Source organism: Enterobacter sp. PI-10 (assembly GCF_027947695.1).
Taxonomy (GTDB): Bacteria; Pseudomonadota; Gammaproteobacteria; order Enterobacterales; family Enterobacteriaceae; genus Enterobacter; species Enterobacter vonholyi.
In genome coordinates, this window is the sequence record NZ_JAJNOG010000001.1 from 388954 (window position 1) to 404422 (window position 15469).

Annotated in this window: 15 protein-coding genes; 1 reads left to right on the plus strand and 14 read right to left on the minus strand. The window is 55.5% G+C overall.

The window, feature by feature from the left end; translation table 11 throughout:
* Positions 1 to 22: 22 nt before the first annotated feature.
* The 10 genes from dacA to leuS form a co-directional block, all read right to left on the minus strand.
* A complete protein-coding gene (gene dacA, locus LRM19_RS01925; RefSeq protein ID WP_136195346.1) occupies positions 23 to 1234 on the minus strand; it encodes a D-alanyl-D-alanine carboxypeptidase DacA in 1212 nt (403 codons plus the stop codon).
* A gap of 139 nt (positions 1235 to 1373) precedes the next feature.
* On the minus strand, positions 1374 to 2486 hold the full coding sequence (rlpA, locus tag LRM19_RS01930) for an endolytic peptidoglycan transglycosylase RlpA (RefSeq protein WP_127730034.1): 1113 nt from the start codon (positions 2484 to 2486) through the stop codon (positions 1374 to 1376).
* Between the two features lie 16 nt (positions 2487 to 2502).
* The gene (mrdB, locus tag LRM19_RS01935; RefSeq protein WP_023310746.1) at positions 2503 to 3615 is read right to left on the minus strand and encodes a peptidoglycan glycosyltransferase MrdB; all 1113 of its coding nucleotides are present in this window, start codon (positions 3613 to 3615) and stop codon (positions 2503 to 2505) included.
* Positions 3616 to 3617: 2 nt separating this feature from the next.
* A complete protein-coding gene (gene mrdA / locus LRM19_RS01940; protein WP_008501038.1) occupies positions 3618 to 5519 on the minus strand; it encodes a peptidoglycan DD-transpeptidase MrdA in 1902 nt (633 codons plus the stop codon).
* A gap of 28 nt (positions 5520 to 5547) precedes the next feature.
* Positions 5548 to 6015, minus strand: a complete 468-nt coding sequence (rlmH, locus tag LRM19_RS01945) for a 23S rRNA (pseudouridine(1915)-N(3))-methyltransferase RlmH (RefSeq protein ID WP_023310748.1) — start codon at positions 6013 to 6015, stop codon at positions 5548 to 5550.
* A gap of 3 nt (positions 6016 to 6018) precedes the next feature.
* On the minus strand, positions 6019 to 6336 hold the full coding sequence (gene rsfS / locus LRM19_RS01950; RefSeq protein ID WP_115874490.1) for a ribosome silencing factor: 318 nt from the start codon (positions 6334 to 6336) through the stop codon (positions 6019 to 6021).
* Positions 6337 to 6604: 268 nt separating this feature from the next.
* Positions 6605 to 7270 (minus strand): nicotinate-nucleotide adenylyltransferase, encoded by a 666-nt coding sequence (gene nadD / locus LRM19_RS01955; protein ID WP_271367134.1) that lies wholly within the window; start codon positions 7268 to 7270, stop codon positions 6605 to 6607.
* Positions 7263 to 8294 (minus strand): DNA polymerase III subunit delta, encoded by a 1032-nt coding sequence (holA, locus tag LRM19_RS01960; protein WP_271367680.1) that lies wholly within the window; start codon positions 8292 to 8294, stop codon positions 7263 to 7265. The genes nadD and holA overlap by 8 nt, the downstream gene beginning before the upstream one ends.
* Entirely contained in the window at positions 8294 to 8863 is a 570-nt protein-coding gene (lptE, locus tag LRM19_RS01965; RefSeq protein ID WP_271367136.1) for an LPS assembly lipoprotein LptE, read from the minus strand. Before lptE ends, holA begins: the two co-directional genes overlap by 1 nt.
* 14 nt (positions 8864 to 8877) lie before the next feature.
* Positions 8878 to 11460 carry a leucine--tRNA ligase gene (leuS, locus tag LRM19_RS01970; RefSeq protein WP_146749031.1) on the minus strand — a complete coding sequence of 861 codons (2583 nt, stop codon included), beginning with the start codon at positions 11458 to 11460 and terminating at the stop codon, positions 8878 to 8880.
* Positions 11461 to 11674: 214 nt separating this feature from the next.
* Here leuS and LRM19_RS01975 point away from each other — a divergent pair, with 214 nt between their 5' ends.
* Positions 11675 to 12157 carry a zinc ribbon-containing protein gene (locus LRM19_RS01975; protein ID WP_115876039.1) on the plus strand — a complete coding sequence of 161 codons (483 nt, stop codon included), beginning with the start codon at positions 11675 to 11677 and terminating at the stop codon, positions 12155 to 12157.
* A 63-nt stretch (positions 12158 to 12220) separates the two neighbouring features.
* On the opposite strand, the gene rihA is transcribed toward LRM19_RS01975, so the two are convergent.
* From rihA to LRM19_RS01995, 4 genes are all read right to left on the minus strand, one after another.
* Entirely contained in the window at positions 12221 to 13159 is a 939-nt protein-coding gene (gene rihA, locus LRM19_RS01980) for a pyrimidine-specific ribonucleoside hydrolase RihA (RefSeq protein WP_127730037.1), read from the minus strand.
* Between the two features lie 120 nt (positions 13160 to 13279).
* Complete coding sequence (locus tag LRM19_RS01985; RefSeq protein ID WP_014883001.1) at positions 13280 to 14005, minus strand: amino acid ABC transporter ATP-binding protein; 726 nt, start codon at positions 14003 to 14005, stop codon at positions 13280 to 13282.
* Complete coding sequence (gltK, locus tag LRM19_RS01990; RefSeq protein ID WP_111964391.1) at positions 14005 to 14679, minus strand: glutamate/aspartate ABC transporter permease GltK; 675 nt, start codon at positions 14677 to 14679, stop codon at positions 14005 to 14007. The genes LRM19_RS01985 and gltK overlap by 1 nt, the downstream gene beginning before the upstream one ends.
* On the minus strand, positions 14679 to 15419 hold the full coding sequence (locus LRM19_RS01995; RefSeq protein ID WP_271367140.1) for an amino acid ABC transporter permease: 741 nt from the start codon (positions 15417 to 15419) through the stop codon (positions 14679 to 14681). Before LRM19_RS01995 ends, gltK begins: the two co-directional genes overlap by 1 nt.
* Between the last annotated feature and the right edge of the window lie 50 nt (positions 15420 to 15469).

Sequence of the window (15469 nt, forward strand, 5' to 3'; positions counted from 1 at the left end):
CACACTTTCAAGTGTTCAATTTTTAACCAAACCAGTGGTGGAACATCAATTTAATGTAATCAATGATTTTGCCGAAGAAATTGCCTTCAGGAATTTCTTGCAGGACCACCAGCGGACGCTGATCGATCGTTTTGCCATCCAGCTGGAAGTTGATGGTGCCCACAACCTGGTTCTTCTGCAGCGGGGCGTGCAACTCGGTGCTGTTCAGTACGTAGCTGGCTTTCAGATCCTTCATACGACCACGCGGAATGGTCAGGTACAGGTCTTTATCAACGCCGAGAGAAGCACGGTCGTTGTCGCCGAACCAGACGGGTTCAGACGCAAACTCTTTGCCTGCTTTCAGTGGATTCACGGTTTCGAAGAAACGGAAGCCCCAGGTCAGCAGTTTCTTGCTTTCTGTTTCACGACCTTTGAAGGTGCGGCCGCCCATCACGGCAGAGATCAGACGCATCTGACCTTCAGTGGCAGAGGCCACCAGGTTGTAGCCCGCTTTGTCGGTGTGGCCAGTTTTGATGCCGTCAACGTTCAGGCTGTTATCCCACAGCAGACCGTTACGGTTGGTCTGACGAATACCGTTGAAAGTGAACTCTTTCTCTTTATAGATAGAGTATTCATTGGGGACATCGCGGATCAGCGCCTGACCAATCAGCGCCATGTCACGTGCGGAGCTGTACTGGCCTTCTGCATCCAGGCCGTGTACGGTCTGGAAATGGCTATTTTTCAGACCCAGCGCGTTCACGTAGCTGTTCATCAGGCCCACGAAGGCGTCCTGGCTACCGGCGGCGAAATCGGCCATTGCCACACAGGCGTCGTTACCCGACTGCAGGTTGATACCGCGAATCAGCTGGGAAACAGGAACCTGCATACCCGGCTTCAGGAACATCAGAGAGGAACCTTTGAAAACAGGGTTCCCGGTTGCCCACGCATCGTTACCGATGGTGACCAGATCCGATTCTTTGAATTTACCTGCCTTCATCGCCTGGCCGATAACGTAGCTGGTCATCATTTTGGTCAGGCTGGCCGGGTCACGGCGGGCATCGGCATTCTGTTCTGCCAGCACTTTGCCAGAGTTGTAATCGATCAGGATGTAGGATTCCGCGTCGATTTGCGGAACGCCAGGGATCATGGTCTTGATATTCAGGTCATCGGCGTGAGCTGCAGAGAGCGCAGCCGCGCAAAGGGCCGTGGTCAGCGCCATGCGCTGCACAAAACGAGCAGAAAAAGTGGTCTTCATGGTCAGAACTACGACATCCGTGATGGAATTAAAAAAAGTGCCTTACTATAGCAAATGCTATTCAGGCAGGCATCCGACTTTAAGCATGAGTTTGTGAATGCGTTTTACACAAACTGACAATTCGGATACCGCCGGTTAATTATTTTGCAACAGCGATAAATGACTGAAGCTGAGCTTCATTCTGCAAACGCTGCTGCAGGGAGGCGGCCTGCGATTTGCTGGCAAACGGCCCCATCTGAATGCGCCAGACCGCACCGTTCTGCTCAACGCGTCCTGGTACGCTAAATTGCTGGCTCAGACGCTGCTGATACTGTTTGGCCCGGGCCTGATCGCTCACTGCACCGACCTGAACCACATAGCTGCCGCTGGCTGCTGTTGGAGCCGCCACCGCCGCACTTTGCGTGGCCGCGGGCGCCGTTACGGGAGCCGGCTGGGTTGCTGGCGCGGCAACGGGAGCAGGGGCTGGAGTAGGCTCACTGCCTTCCAGCACGCCCGAGGCTAAGGTCGTTGGGGCGCCAAGAAAACCGCTACTCTTTACCGGCGCGCCGGTAGAATCTTCGCTTTGCAGCGTATCATTACTGATCGGGCGGATTTCTCCCCCCGGCTGAGCAGGCTCTGCCGGAGACGAGACGCTTCCCATTCCGCCGTCAAGATTTGGGCGGTCAGGAAGGGCATAGGTCTGTTTTGCGACCGTCGTACACGCAGTTCCCGGCCCGGAGAGCGAACCATCCTGCGCGACGATAATCGGGTCAATACGGACCTTGGTGTTGTTCGAGGTGTTCAGGCGATCGGCAGACGCGCGCGACAGGGAAATCACCCGGTCATTCCCGTACGGGCCGCGGTCGTTGATGCGCACGACGATCATACGGCCGTTCGCCAGGTTGGTGATACGGGCGTAGCTCGGGATAGGCAGCGTCGGATGTGCTGCCGTCAGCTGCATTGGGTCGAACGCTTCCCCGGATGCCGTCAGGTTACTGCCTGGCTCGGCATCATAAATGGCGGCAAAGCCCGCCTGACTGAAACGGGAAGGGTCCTGAACAATTTTATAGCTTTTGCCGTCGCGCTCGTAATCCTGATTGGCACTGGCATTCAGCGGTTCATAAACGGGATCGGCACCGCTGATTTCAACGATCGGGCCATTACACACCGCAGGCTGCGGCGGCGCGACGGTTGCCTGTTGCTGACCATCATCACTTGTGCAGGCCGCAAGTAAACTTGCCGCAATGCAGATCCCCAGCCACTGCTTACGCATTCCGATCCCCTTATTTTTATACGCTTTTTGACAACATTTTTCTGTGGGTATGGATCGACATCACGATACCAAACCCGGCCATCAACACGATCAGTGCCGAGCCTCCGTAACTCACCAGCGGCAGCGGTACGCCTACCACCGGCAGAATACCACTCACCATACCAATATTTACGAAGACATAAACGAATAAAATCAGCATCAACCCGCCAGCCATGACGCGACCAAAGGTGGTTTGCGCGCGTGCTGCAATCCACAATCCACGCATGATCAGCAGTACATAAAGCGCCAGCAATATTAAGATGCCAACCAGTCCCAGTTCTTCCGCCAGTACGGCAAAGATAAAGTCGGTGTGGCGTTCCGGTAAAAATTCCAGCTGAGACTGCGTGCCGTGCAGCCAGCCTTTACCGCGCAGCCCGCCGGAGCCAATCGCAATCTTTGACTGAATAATATGATAGCCCGCGCCCAGCGGATCGGTTTCCGGATCGAGCAGCATCATAACGCGCTGGCGCTGGTAGTCATGCATCAGGAAGAACCACAGGATAGGAATGAAAGCCGCAATCAGCACCACCGCGATACCAATCAGGCGCCAGCTCAGTCCCGACAGGAACAGGACAAACAGGCCGGAGAGGGCAATAAGGATTGAGGTCCCCAGGTCAGGCTGTGCCGCAACCAGCAGCGTTGGCAGGAAAATCAGCACCAGCGCGATAGCGGTATTCTTCAGAGACGGCGGACAGACGTCGCGGTTGATAAAGCGTGCCACCATCAGTGGAACGGCGATTTTGGCAATTTCAGAGGGCTGGAAGCGGACAACGCCCAGATCCAGCCAGCGCTGCGCCCCTTTTGAAATGGCGCCAAACGCATCGACCGCAACCAGCAGAATAATACAGAAGATGTAGAGATAGGGCGCCCAGCCTTCGTAGACGCGCGGCGGGATCTGCGCCATCACCACCATGATAATTAGACCCATGGCGATCTGGCCGATTTTGCGCTCCATCATCCCGATGTCCTGGCCGCTGGCGCTCCAGATAACCAGCGCGCTGTAAACCAGCAGAGCCAGCAGGATCAGCAGCATGGCTGGGTCGATGTGGATTTTGTCCCACAGCGATTTTTTATTTGGATTATCCGTCATGATTATTGGTCCTCCGCCGCAGCGGCGGCCGGGTTTTCAGCCGGCAGTTCGGTGTTGTTATCACCCAGCATGATGTGGTCAAGGATCTGGCGCATGATGGTCCCTACTGCAGGCCCGGCACCGCCGTTCTCGAGAATCATTGCCACCGCGACCTGCGGGTTGTCATAAGGAGCAAACGCCGTCATCAGCTTATGGTCACGCAGACGTTCAGCAATGCGGTGCGCGTTATAGGTTTCATTGGCCTTAAGACCAAACACCTGCGCAGTACCGGACTTCGCCGCCACTTTGTACGGCGTCCCGGCGAAATACTTGTGTGCGGTACCGTTCGGGCGGTTTGCCACGCCGTACATACCGTCTTTCGCAATTTCCCAGAAGCCTGAATGTATGTCACCCACCGGGGCTTCATGCGGCTGGTTCCACGGCACTTTTTTGCCGTCTTCAACCGTACTCTGCAGCAGATGCGGCACTTTCACCACGCCGTCATTGATGAGGATCATCATGGCTTTGTTCATCTGAAGCGGCGTTGCCGTCCAGTAGCCCTGACCGATACCCACCGGAATGGTGTCGCCCTGATACCACGGTTTTTTAAAACGCTTCAGCTTCCATTCGCGCGTCGGCATGTTGCCGGAGCGTTCTTCTGCAAGGTCAACGCCGGTATAGTGTCCGTAGCCGAATTTGCTCATCCATTCTGACAGGCGGTCGATCCCCATGTCATACGCCACCTGATAGAAGAAGGTATCCGCAGACTCCTCCAGCGATTTGGTGACGTTCAGATGACCGTGGCCCCATTTTTTCCAGTCACGATAGCGCTTATCTGAGCCGGGTAGCTGCCACCAGCCTGGGTCAAACAGGCTGGTATTACGGTTGATGACGCCGGCACTCAGCGCAGAAACCGCGACGTACGGTTTAACCGTTGATGCCGGCGGGTAAACCCCTTGCGTTGCACGGTTCACCAGCGGCGTGTTCGGATCGTTCAGCAGACCGGAATAGTCTTTACTGGATATGCCGTCAACGAAGAGGTTCGGGTCATAGCTAGGCATGGAGACCATCGCCAGGATGCCGCCGGTACGAGGATCGGTGACCACAACGGCTGCACGACTGCCCGCCAGCAGGGTTTCAATATACTGCTGAAGCTTGAGGTCGAGCGTCAGATAGACGTCATGCCCCGCCTGAGGCGGCACTTCTTTCAGCTGGCGGATCACGCGGCCACGGTTGTTAACCTCAACCTCTTCATAGCCGGTTTGCCCGTGCAGAACGTCTTCGTAGTAACGTTCGATCCCCAGCTTACCGATATCGTGCGTTGCGGCGTAGTTGGCCAGCTTGCCGTCTTTATCAAGACGGTCAACGTCTTTGTCGTTAATCTTGGAAACGTAGCCAATCACATGCGTCAGCGCGGAGCCGTAGGGATAGTAGCGACGCTTATAGCCCTTCACTTCCACGCCGGGGAAACGGTACTGGTTCACCGCAAAGCGGGCCACCTGGACTTCCGTCAGATTGGTTTTAACCGGAATGGAGGTAAAACGGTGAGAGCGGGCGCGCTCTTTTTTGAAGGCGGCGATATCGTCATCGTTAAGGTCGACAACGCTCTTTAGCGCTTCCAGCGTATCCTGAACGTTATCGACTTTTTCCGGCATCATCTCGATTTGATAGATGGTGCGGTTCAACGCCAGCGGGGTGCCGTTACGATCGTAAATAATGCCGCGGCTGGGTGCTATAGGCACCAGCTTAATACGGTTTTCGTTTGAACGCGTCTGGTAGTCGGTAAAGCGGACAATTTGCAGATTATAGAGGTTGGCGATCAGCACGCCGGTAAGCAGCAAAATCCCGGTAAAGGCGACCAGCGCCCGGCGCACAAACAGCGCGGACTCAGCCGTATAGTCGCGAAAAGAATTCTGTAGTTTCATCCGCTGCTTAATCTACCCTGGTCAGTCATTACTCGCGGTGATAGGGGTGGTTGGTAGTAATGCTCCACGCGCGATACAGGCTTTCAGCCACCAGTACCCGAACGAGCGGATGGGGAAGCGTCAGCGCGGAGAGGGACCAACTTTGTTCAGCCGCCGCTTTGCAGGCAGGGGATAACCCTTCTGGCCCGCCAATCAACAGACTGACGTCACGGCCATCCTGCTTCCAGCGCTCCAGTTCTTGCGCCAGCTGCGGCGTATCCCAGGGTTTACCTGGAATATCGAGGGTGACGATGCGGTTCTTGCCTGCGGCAGCCAGCATCAGTTCGCCCTCTTTATCGAGAATACGTTTGATATCAGCGTTCTTGCCGCGCTTACCGGCGGGAATTTCCACCAGCTCGAACGGCATGTCTTTTGGAAAACGACGCAGATATTCAGTAAAACCGGTTTGTACCCAGTCCGGCATTTTGGTGCCGACGGCGACCAGCTGCAACTTCACGCATTAACTCCAGAGTTTTTCCAGCTCATACAGGCGACGGCTCTCGTCCTGCATGACGTGGACAATCACATCGCCGAGGTCGACTACTACCCAGTCAGCCGTCGCTTCACCTTCAACGCCCAGCGGCAACAGCCCTGCTGCACGCGATTCCTGAACCACGTGATCGGCAATTGAAACAACATGACGCGTCGATGTACCGGTGCAGATGATCATGCAGTCGGTAATACTGGATTTACCCTTAACGTCGATAGCGATGATGTCCTGACCTTTCAGGTCATCAATTTTGTCAATAACAAAATCCTGGAGTGCTTTACCCTGCAAGTTTTCCCCCTGGGTGAATGAGATTGTAAAACTTTGAATTCGTAGCCAGACAGTATACCTGAACTCACGCCTGTGTCGGGACAAATGTCTCCGGTCGGGCTTCAGAAGGCGGGTATCATCCCACCCTCCGCCTGAGATTGCATCGCCATTTTTGTAAAACAATTTCTGTAAAGCAATTATCGGCGGGAAAGTCTGGCAGCGGAGAATAACAGTATGGCTTACCCTGTCAAGGCAGGATAAACAATAAGCCCCTTTTTATGCCCTCCGGCTATTCATCTGCGCTTTTCTGATACAAACCGTGCACATGGATATAGGCTAACACCGGTGCGGGGAGCAGATCGTCACACGCTAAACCCTGCTGTAAACGCTCACGAATGAGGGTCGCAGAGATATCGAACCACGGCGTTTCCGCAAGATAGATCTTCCCGGCAGGCTGATTATGAAGATCTTCAACATTATCGGTGAGATGGTCTTCCAGCCACTGCTGGTACTGCGCTTCGCGCATGGTCAGCGGATAGCCCGGACGGCGGCAGACCAGCAGGTGGCTGTTGTCCAGAATAGTTTCATACTGATGCCATGTGGGGAAATTCAGCAGGGAATCCTGGCCGATGATAAACGCCAGCGGCTGGTCAGGCCCTTGTTCGGCGCGCCACTCCTGAAGCGTCTGAGATGTCCAGGAGGGTGTGTCGCGACGCAGCTCACGCTCGTCAAGTCGGAAGAGGGGTTTATCCGCAATGGCAAGGGCAAGCATCTCTTTTCGCTGCTCGCTGGTCGCCTCGGGCTGTGGACGATGGGGCGGGACATTGTTGGGCATAATGGTGACGCGCTGAAGGCCGATCAGATTCGCCAGAATTTCAACCGGCTTCAGATGCCCGTAATGTACCGGGTCGAAGGTGCCGCCATATAAGGCCTGTAAAGAATGCATGCTATCCATCAATAAAAACGTCTGCCAGCGCCTTGTGGCAGAGCAGCAGAGAAAGGCTTTCCAGCTCCGCCCACACCGACTGGCCGTAATCTTGTTTTAACGTGAGCTCTGCGCGCATCAGAAGCTGTACAGCCTGACGAAGCTGTTCATGACTCAGGCGGTTGACGGCCTCGGTGGTCAAAGCCCGGCGATTTTGCCACACGCGGTGTTTATCAAACAGCGAACGCAGCGGCGTATGGGCAGACTGACGCTTGAGCGTAATCAGCAGCAGTAATTCGCGCTGCAGCGTACGCAGCAGAATAACGGGTTCGCTCCCTTCGAGACGCAGCTGTTGCAGAATATGCAGGGCGCGTTTGCTTTTCGCCGACAGCAGCGCGTCCACCCAGTGGAACGGCGTGAAGTGTGCTGCGTCGTTAACGGCCTGCTCGACGCGCGGCAAGGTCAGCTTGCCATCCGGCCAGAGCAGGGAGAGTCTGTCCAGCGCCTGTGCCAGTGCAAGCAGATTGCCTTCATAGCAGTAGCAGAGCAGTTGGTTCGCCGCATCATCCAGCTGAAGGTCGTTTTGCTTCGCTCTCGCTGCGACCCATTTTGGCAGATGCGCCTGTTCAGGCGTCTGACAGGTGACCTGCACCGCGTGGGCTGCGAGTTGGGTGAACCACGCCGCGTTTTCCTGCGCTTTGGTAAGCTTGTTACCGCGCACAATCAGCAGCAGATCGCTGTGAAGCAGGCTGACCAGCGTGGCCAGCTGTTCATTGATGGCCGCGTTAGGGCCGTTCTCCGGCAGCAGGATCTGAATAGTCTGGCGCGACGCAAAAAGGCTCATCGCCTGACAGAGTGAGAAGAGGGCATTCCAGTCGGTGCTGTTATCCAGTTGGACGGTGTGGTGTTCATCGAAGCCCTGAGAAGCGGCCTCATGCCGCACGGCATCAAGGCTTTCCTGAAGTAATAACGGATCGTTTCCAAGAAGCAGATACGCCGCGCGCAGCCCTTCTTTGAGCTGCGCGCGGAGTTGTTCAGGATACAGCCTGATCATCATTTACCCAGAGAGTTAGCAGCAGGAAGCGTGCCGGCAACCGGTTTTTCAACAATGTCAGAGCCTTGTTTGGTAGACGCTGCAATACTTGGCAGTTTACGGATCAGCTGTTCCGCCGCCTTGTCGTACATTTCGTTGATGATAATCTGCTGTTCGGCATCTTTTGCCAGCGCCGTCTGCGGGTTATCGAAGAACGAACGGTACACTTTAGCGCTGATTGGGTAGATGTCTTTACCCGGGATCAGGACTGCCGCGTTGACCGTCAGCACCATCTGATACTCTGCGGTACGCCCATCCTGGAAGATAGAGGCTGTATCTCGCGCCAGACCACCTCCTAGCAGACGTAGGGACGGTACATCCTGGCGCAGCGTTTGTTTTTCAACAAGCTCAACGCCGTTCAGACGTAGCTGATTACGAATTGCCCGGCTGAGTGGGCCATTCGGATCTGATGAGTCGAAAATCATCGTTTTCATCTCAGCAGGCACCGCCGTGGTATTGCGCAGGTGCCATCCGCAGCCAGCGGTGACAAGCACCGCCAGTGATAAGAGTATTGTTGCCAGTTGTCGCACGTTTCCTCCCGCGCTTAGCCAACGACCAGATTGAGCAGTTTACCCGGTACGTAGATCACTTTACGTACGGTAACGCCCTCAAGATATTTTGCGACCAGAGGTTCCTGACCCGCGCGCTCGCGAACCTGTTCTTCGGTTGCATCGACCGCCACGGTAATTTTACCGCGGACTTTACCGTTCACCTGAACCACTACCAGCGTGGTGTTTTCCACCATCGCGGCTTCGTCAGCCTGCGGCCACGGCGCGTTGTCGATATCGCCTTCGCCTTTCAGCTCCTGCCACAGGGTAAAGCTAACGTGCGGCGTGAACGGGTTCAGCATGCGAACGACGGCCAGCAGTGCTTCACGCATTAAGGCGCGATCCTGCTCACCGTCCTGCGGGGCCTTCGCCAGCTTGTTCATCAGTTCCATAATAGCCGCAATTGCGGTATTGAAGGTCTGACGACGACCAATATCATCGGTCACTTTCGCAATCGTTTTATGAACATCGCGACGCAGCGCCTGCTGATCTTCAGTCAGTGCGGCGGCGTTCAGCGCCGGGGCATCACCCAGAGCAGTATGTTCATAAACCAGTTTCCAGACGCGTTTCAGGAAACGGTTAGCGCCTTCAACGCCAGATTCCTGCCACTCCAGAGTCATATCAGCCGGAGAGGCAAACATCATGAACAGACGAACGGTGTCAGCACCGTAACGCTCAACCATCACCTGTGGGTCGATACCGTTGTTTTTCGACTTGGACATCTTGCTCATGCCGGTATAAACCAGTTCATGGCCTTCGGCGTCTTTCGCCTTCACGATACGGCCTTTCTCGTCGCGCTCGACGATGGCATCAACCGGAGAAACCCAGTTACGCTCGCCGTTGGCGCCGACGTAATAGAATGCATCTGCCAGCACCATGCCCTGACACAGCAGCTGTTTGGCCGGTTCGTCAGAGTTCACCATGCCCGCATCGCGCATCAGCTTGTGGAAGAAGCGGAAGTAAAGCAGGTGCATGATGGCGTGTTCAATGCCGCCGATGTAGATATCTACCGGCAGCCAGTAGTTTGCCGCTTTGGAATCCAGCATGCCTTCCTGATACTGCGGGCAGGTGTAGCGCGCATAGTACCAGGATGACTCCATAAAGGTGTCAAAGGTGTCGGTTTCGCGCAGCGCAGGCTGACCGTTGACGGTGGTTTTTGCCCACTCAGGATCGGCTTTGATCGGGCTGGTGATGCCGTCCATGACGACGTCTTCCGGCAGGATAACCGGGAGCTGATCTTCCGGCGTTGGCATCACGGTGCCATCTTCCAGCGTCACCATTGGGATCGGTGCACCCCAGTAACGCTGACGGGATACGCCCCAGTCGCGCAGACGGAAGTTAACCTTACGCTCACCCACGCCCAGAGAGGCCAGCTTATCGGCGATGGCGTTGAAGCCCTCTTCGAAGCTCAGACCGCTGAACTCGCCGGAGTTGAACAAGGTCCCTTTTTCGGTCAGCGCTTGTTCAGACAGGTCTGGTTCTGAACCGTCAGCCGCCAGGATAACAGGCTTGATGGTCAGGCCATATTTGGTGGCAAATTCGTAGTCGCGCTGATCGTGACCCGGAACGGCCATCACGGCGCCCGTGCCGTATTCCATCAGTACGAAGTTGGCGGCCCAGACAGGGATCGCTTCGCCAGTCAGCGGGTGAATGGCTTTAAAGCCGGTATCAACGCCTTTTTTCTCCATCGTCGCCATATCGGCTTCGGCCACTTTGGTGTTGCGGCACTCGTCGATGAAGGTGGCCAGTTCCGGATTGTTTTCCGCTGCTTTCTGCGCCAGCGGGTGACCTGCGGCCACGGCCAGGTAGGTCGCGCCCATGAAGGTGTCCGGACGGGTGGTGTAGACGGTCAGGGTCTGGTCGTAGTTCTCAACGTTGAAGGTGATTTCCACGCCTTCGGAACGGCCGATCCAGTTGCGCTGCATGGTCTTAACGGTATCTGGCCAGTGGTCCAGGTTATCCAGATCGTTCAGCAGCTCATCAGCATAAGCGGTGATTTTGATAAACCACTGCGGGATCTCTTTACGCTCTACTTTGGTGTCACAGCGCCAGCAGCAGCCATCAATAACCTGTTCGTTCGCGAGAACGGTCTGGTCGTTCGGGCACCAGTTAACGGCAGAGGTCTTCTTATACACCAGCCCTTTTTTGTACAGCTCGGTGAAGAACTTCTGCTCCCAGCGATAGTATTCTGGGGTACAGGTTGCCAGCTCGCGGCTCCAGTCATAGCCAAAGCCCAGCATTTTGAGCTGGTTTTTCATGTACGCGATGTTGTCGTACGTCCACGGTGCCGGTGCGGTGTTGTTTTTGACCGCTGCGCCTTCCGCAGGAAGACCGAACGCATCCCAGCCGATAGGCTGGAGCACGTTTTTGCCGAGCATGCGCTGGTAACGCGCAATCACATCGCCGATGGTGTAGTTACGCACGTGGCCCATGTGTAGTCGACCAGAAGGATAGGGAAGCATCGACAGGCAGTAATACTTCTCTTTGCTCTCGTCTTCGGTTACTTCAAAGGTGCGCTTCTCGTCCCAGTGTTGCTGGACTTTTGATTCTATCTCTTCCGGGCGGTATTGCTCTTGCATGGCAGCCAGTGGTCCTGTTTTCAATACAGCTACAAATGTAGCCAATGGATGTGGTAATTCAGATCCGCATAGCATAGCCCAAACGCCCGCGTCAAAACAGCCTTTCGCACAAATGCGCTTTGCAGGAATTTACCGGGTCTGTGCTTCACCTGACAAAGCGGCGGTGAAATAAGGTCTATTATTAGAAATAGTTACTTACCCGGGAGGCAAAATGATGAACAAGGTTGCTCAATTTTACCGCGAACTGGTGGCGACACTGACGGAGCGGCTGCGTAACGGCGAGCGCGATATCGATGCGCTGGTGGAGCAGGCGCGTGCCCGCGTGTCGCAAACGGGTGAGTTAACGCGAACCGAAGTGGAAGAGGTGACGCGTGCCGTGCGTCGCGATCTGGAGGAGTTCGCGCGCAGCTACCAGGAGAGCCAGGAGGAGGTCACGGACAGCGTTTTCATGCGGGTGATCAAAGAGAGCCTGTGGCAGGAGCTGGCCGATATCACGGATAAAACGCAGCTGGAGTGGCGCGAGGTCTTTCAGGATTTGAACCACCACGGTGTGTACCACAGCGGTGAGGTGGTCGGGCTGGGAAATCTGGTGTGCGAGAATTGCCACCACCATATTGCGGTGTATACGCCGGAGGTTCTGCCGCTATGTCCGAAATGCGGCCACGATCAGTTCCAGCGTCGGCCGTTTGAGCCCTAAGTAAAGCGCAGGTTTGCGCCCTCTCCCTGTGGGAGAGGGCCGGGGTGAGGGCATCAGGCCGCACTACGCACTATAGTAAGCCAGCCTCTCCGCCAGCAAATCCACAAACGCCTCCCGGTCAATATCCACCATCACCGTAGTATTCGGCTTATTTCCCGTCAGCGAGTAGTAGTCCACCACCGTCATGCCCTGGGTGTATTTCCCCTGCGTTTCGACGCCAACCCATCTGTGAACAGTAGTAAACATCTCCGGTTTTAACAGCCAGGCAATGGTGCACGGATCGTGCAGCGGCGCGCCGTGGAAGCCCCACTTCTCGGCTTTGTGATACTCCATAAAGAAGTCGAGCAGCTCAGCCACGGTTGTCGCGACCGGATTACCTACGGCACGGAAGCGCTCAATGTCGTCTGCCATAATCTGTGCGCGATGGGTCACGTCCAGCCCTGCCATCACAACTGGCAAGCCTGACTGGAACACAATCTCCGCCGCTTCCGGGTCGACAAAAATGTTGAATTCTGCGGACGGCGTCCAGTTTCCCAGCCCCATGGCTCCGCCCATGATGACGATACGGGCGATTTTACCGTGCAGTTCAGGATGGCAGTTCAGCAGCAGCGCGACGTTGGTTTGCGGTCCCGTTGCCACCAGCGTGACGGGCTCCGCGCTCTCGCGCAGCACCTTCGCCATCAGCTCCACGGCGGTACAGTTTTGCGGCGTAAAGCCCGGCTCCGGCAGTGCCGGACCGTCCAGCCCGCTTTCACCATGCACGTTATCCGCGATAATTAATTCACGCATCAGGGGCTTGAGGGCGCCACCGGCGACGGGAATATCGGTGCGCCCAAGCAGCGTCAGCATGCGCAAAACGTTACGCAGGGTTTTATCCGGCGTCTGGTTTCCGGCGGAAGAGGTGACGGCTTTGACGTCGAGTTCAGGGGAGGCAAATGCAAGAACGAGCGCGATCGCGTCATCATGACCCGGATCGCAATCGAAAATGATGGGTTGTGCCATAGCGTTCTCCATTCATAGCGTTATTTTGTGACAAGGTTAACGCTGCAATGTGACGCCGAATAGATAAAGAGAGTTAAAGCGTGAAGCAGTGCGCAATCCGCAGATTGCGCACCGGGAAGATTAATGCAGGATTTTGGCGAGGAAATCTTTTGCACGTTCAGATTTCGGGTTGGCGAAGAACTCCTCTTTCGGAGAATCTTCGACAATTTTCCCTTCGTCCATAAAGATCACGCGGTTGGCCACCTTACGGGCGAAGCCCATTTCGTGGGTCACAACCATCATGGTCATCCCTTCGTGCGCCAGCTCGACCATCACGTCCAGCACTTCGTTGATCATCTCTGGATCGAGCGCCGACGTTGGCTCATCAAACAGCATCGCCACCGGATCCATGCACAGCGCGCGGGCGATCGCCACACGCTGCTGTTGGCCGCCGGAGAGCTGCGCCGGGAACTTATCGGCATGCGCAGAGAGGCCAACGCGTTCCAGGAGCTTCAGACCTTTCTCGCGCGACGCTTTTTTATCACGCTTAAGCACTTTTACCTGCGCCAGCGTCAGGTTCTCAATAATGGAGAGGTGTGGGAACAGCTCAAAATGCTGGAACACCATGCCAACGTGAGAGCGAAGCTGGGCGAGGTTGGTTTTCTTGTCGTTGACTTTGGTGCCGTTGACGACGATCTCACCCTGCTGGACCGGCTCCAGTCCGTTAACGGTTTTGATCAGCGTCGATTTACCGGAACCGGACGGTCCGCACACCACTACCACGTCGCCTTTTTTTACCTCGGTGGAGCAGTCGGTCAGCACCTGAAAGTGCCCATACCATTTAGAAACATTTTTCAGGGAAATCATTATACCGTCCTTTTCTTCAGCCAGCTGACCAACAGCGACGCGCTTAAACTAATCACAAAATAGACCGCACCCGCAAAGAGCACCATCTCAACCTGCGTACCATCACGTTCACCGATGGTTGACGCGGTACGGAAGAAGTCTGCCAGACTCAGAACGTAGACCAGCGAGGTATCCTGGAACAACACGATACCCTGGGTAAGCAGGAGCGGAACCATGGCGCGAAACGCCTGCGGCAGAATAATGAGCTGCATGGACTGCCAGTGCGTCATCCCCAGGGCCAGCGCGGCGCTGGATTGCCCACGGGAGATACTCTGAATGCCCGCTCGGATAATCTCAGAGTAGTAAGCGGCCTCAAACATTGAGAACGCCACCATGGCGGAGATCAGACGGATATCGGTTTTCGGCGACAGCCCCAGCACGTTTTGCAGGAAGCCGGGCACAATCAGGTAAAACCACAGCAGCACCATCACCAGCGGGATGGAGCGGAACACGTTAACGTAGGCGGTTGCAAACCATGCGAGCGGCTTAAAGCTCGACAGGCGCATGACGGCCAGCAGGGTGCCCCAGACGATACCGACGATGATGGCAATGACGGTGATTTTTAAGGTAATCATCAGTCCATCAAGCAGGTAAGGCATGGATGGAACGACAGAACTCCAGTCAAATTCGTACATTATTTGCCCCCCATGTTGCCCGGCAGGCGAATTTTGCGTTCAACCAGGTTCATCACCAGCATGATGAAAGCGTTAATCAGAACATACGCGAGCGTGATCGCGGTGAAGGATTCCCACGCGTGAGCGGAGTAATCCAGCAGTTTGCCCGCCTGCGCGGCCATATCGACCAGGCCGATAGTCGAGGCGATGGCCGAGTTTTTCACCAGGTTCATCATCTCTGAGGTCATCGGTGGAACGATAACGCGGTAGGCGTTTGGCAGCAGCACGTAGCGGTAGGTTTGGGGCAGCGTTAGGCCCATCGCCAGGCCCGCATTTTTTTGTCCGCGCGGCAATGACTGAATGGCGGCACGCACCTGCTCGCAAACGCGCGCAGCGGTAAACAGCCCCAGACACATCATGGAGGAGACAAAAAACTGCACGTTCGGATCCAGTTCCGACTTGAACCACATCCCAATATTATCCGGCAGCAGTTCCGGGATAACCAGATACCAGGTAAAGAATTGCACGATCAGCGGAACGTTACGGAACAGTTCCACATACAGGGTGCCAAGTGTTGAAAGAAAGCGGTTAGGGACGGTGCGCAGAATACCGAACAAAGAACCGACAAGAAACGCGATAATCCACGCCGTTATCGATAATGCCACGGTGACCTGAAAGCCGCTCCACAGCCAGCCAAGATAGGTGGTGTTGCCGAACGGGGCTTGTTGCAGGAATATGCCCCAGTTCCAGTCGATTGACATAATAAACTCCAGAAAAAAAAGGGTAGCAGCGCTACCCTCGAAGATTGGTG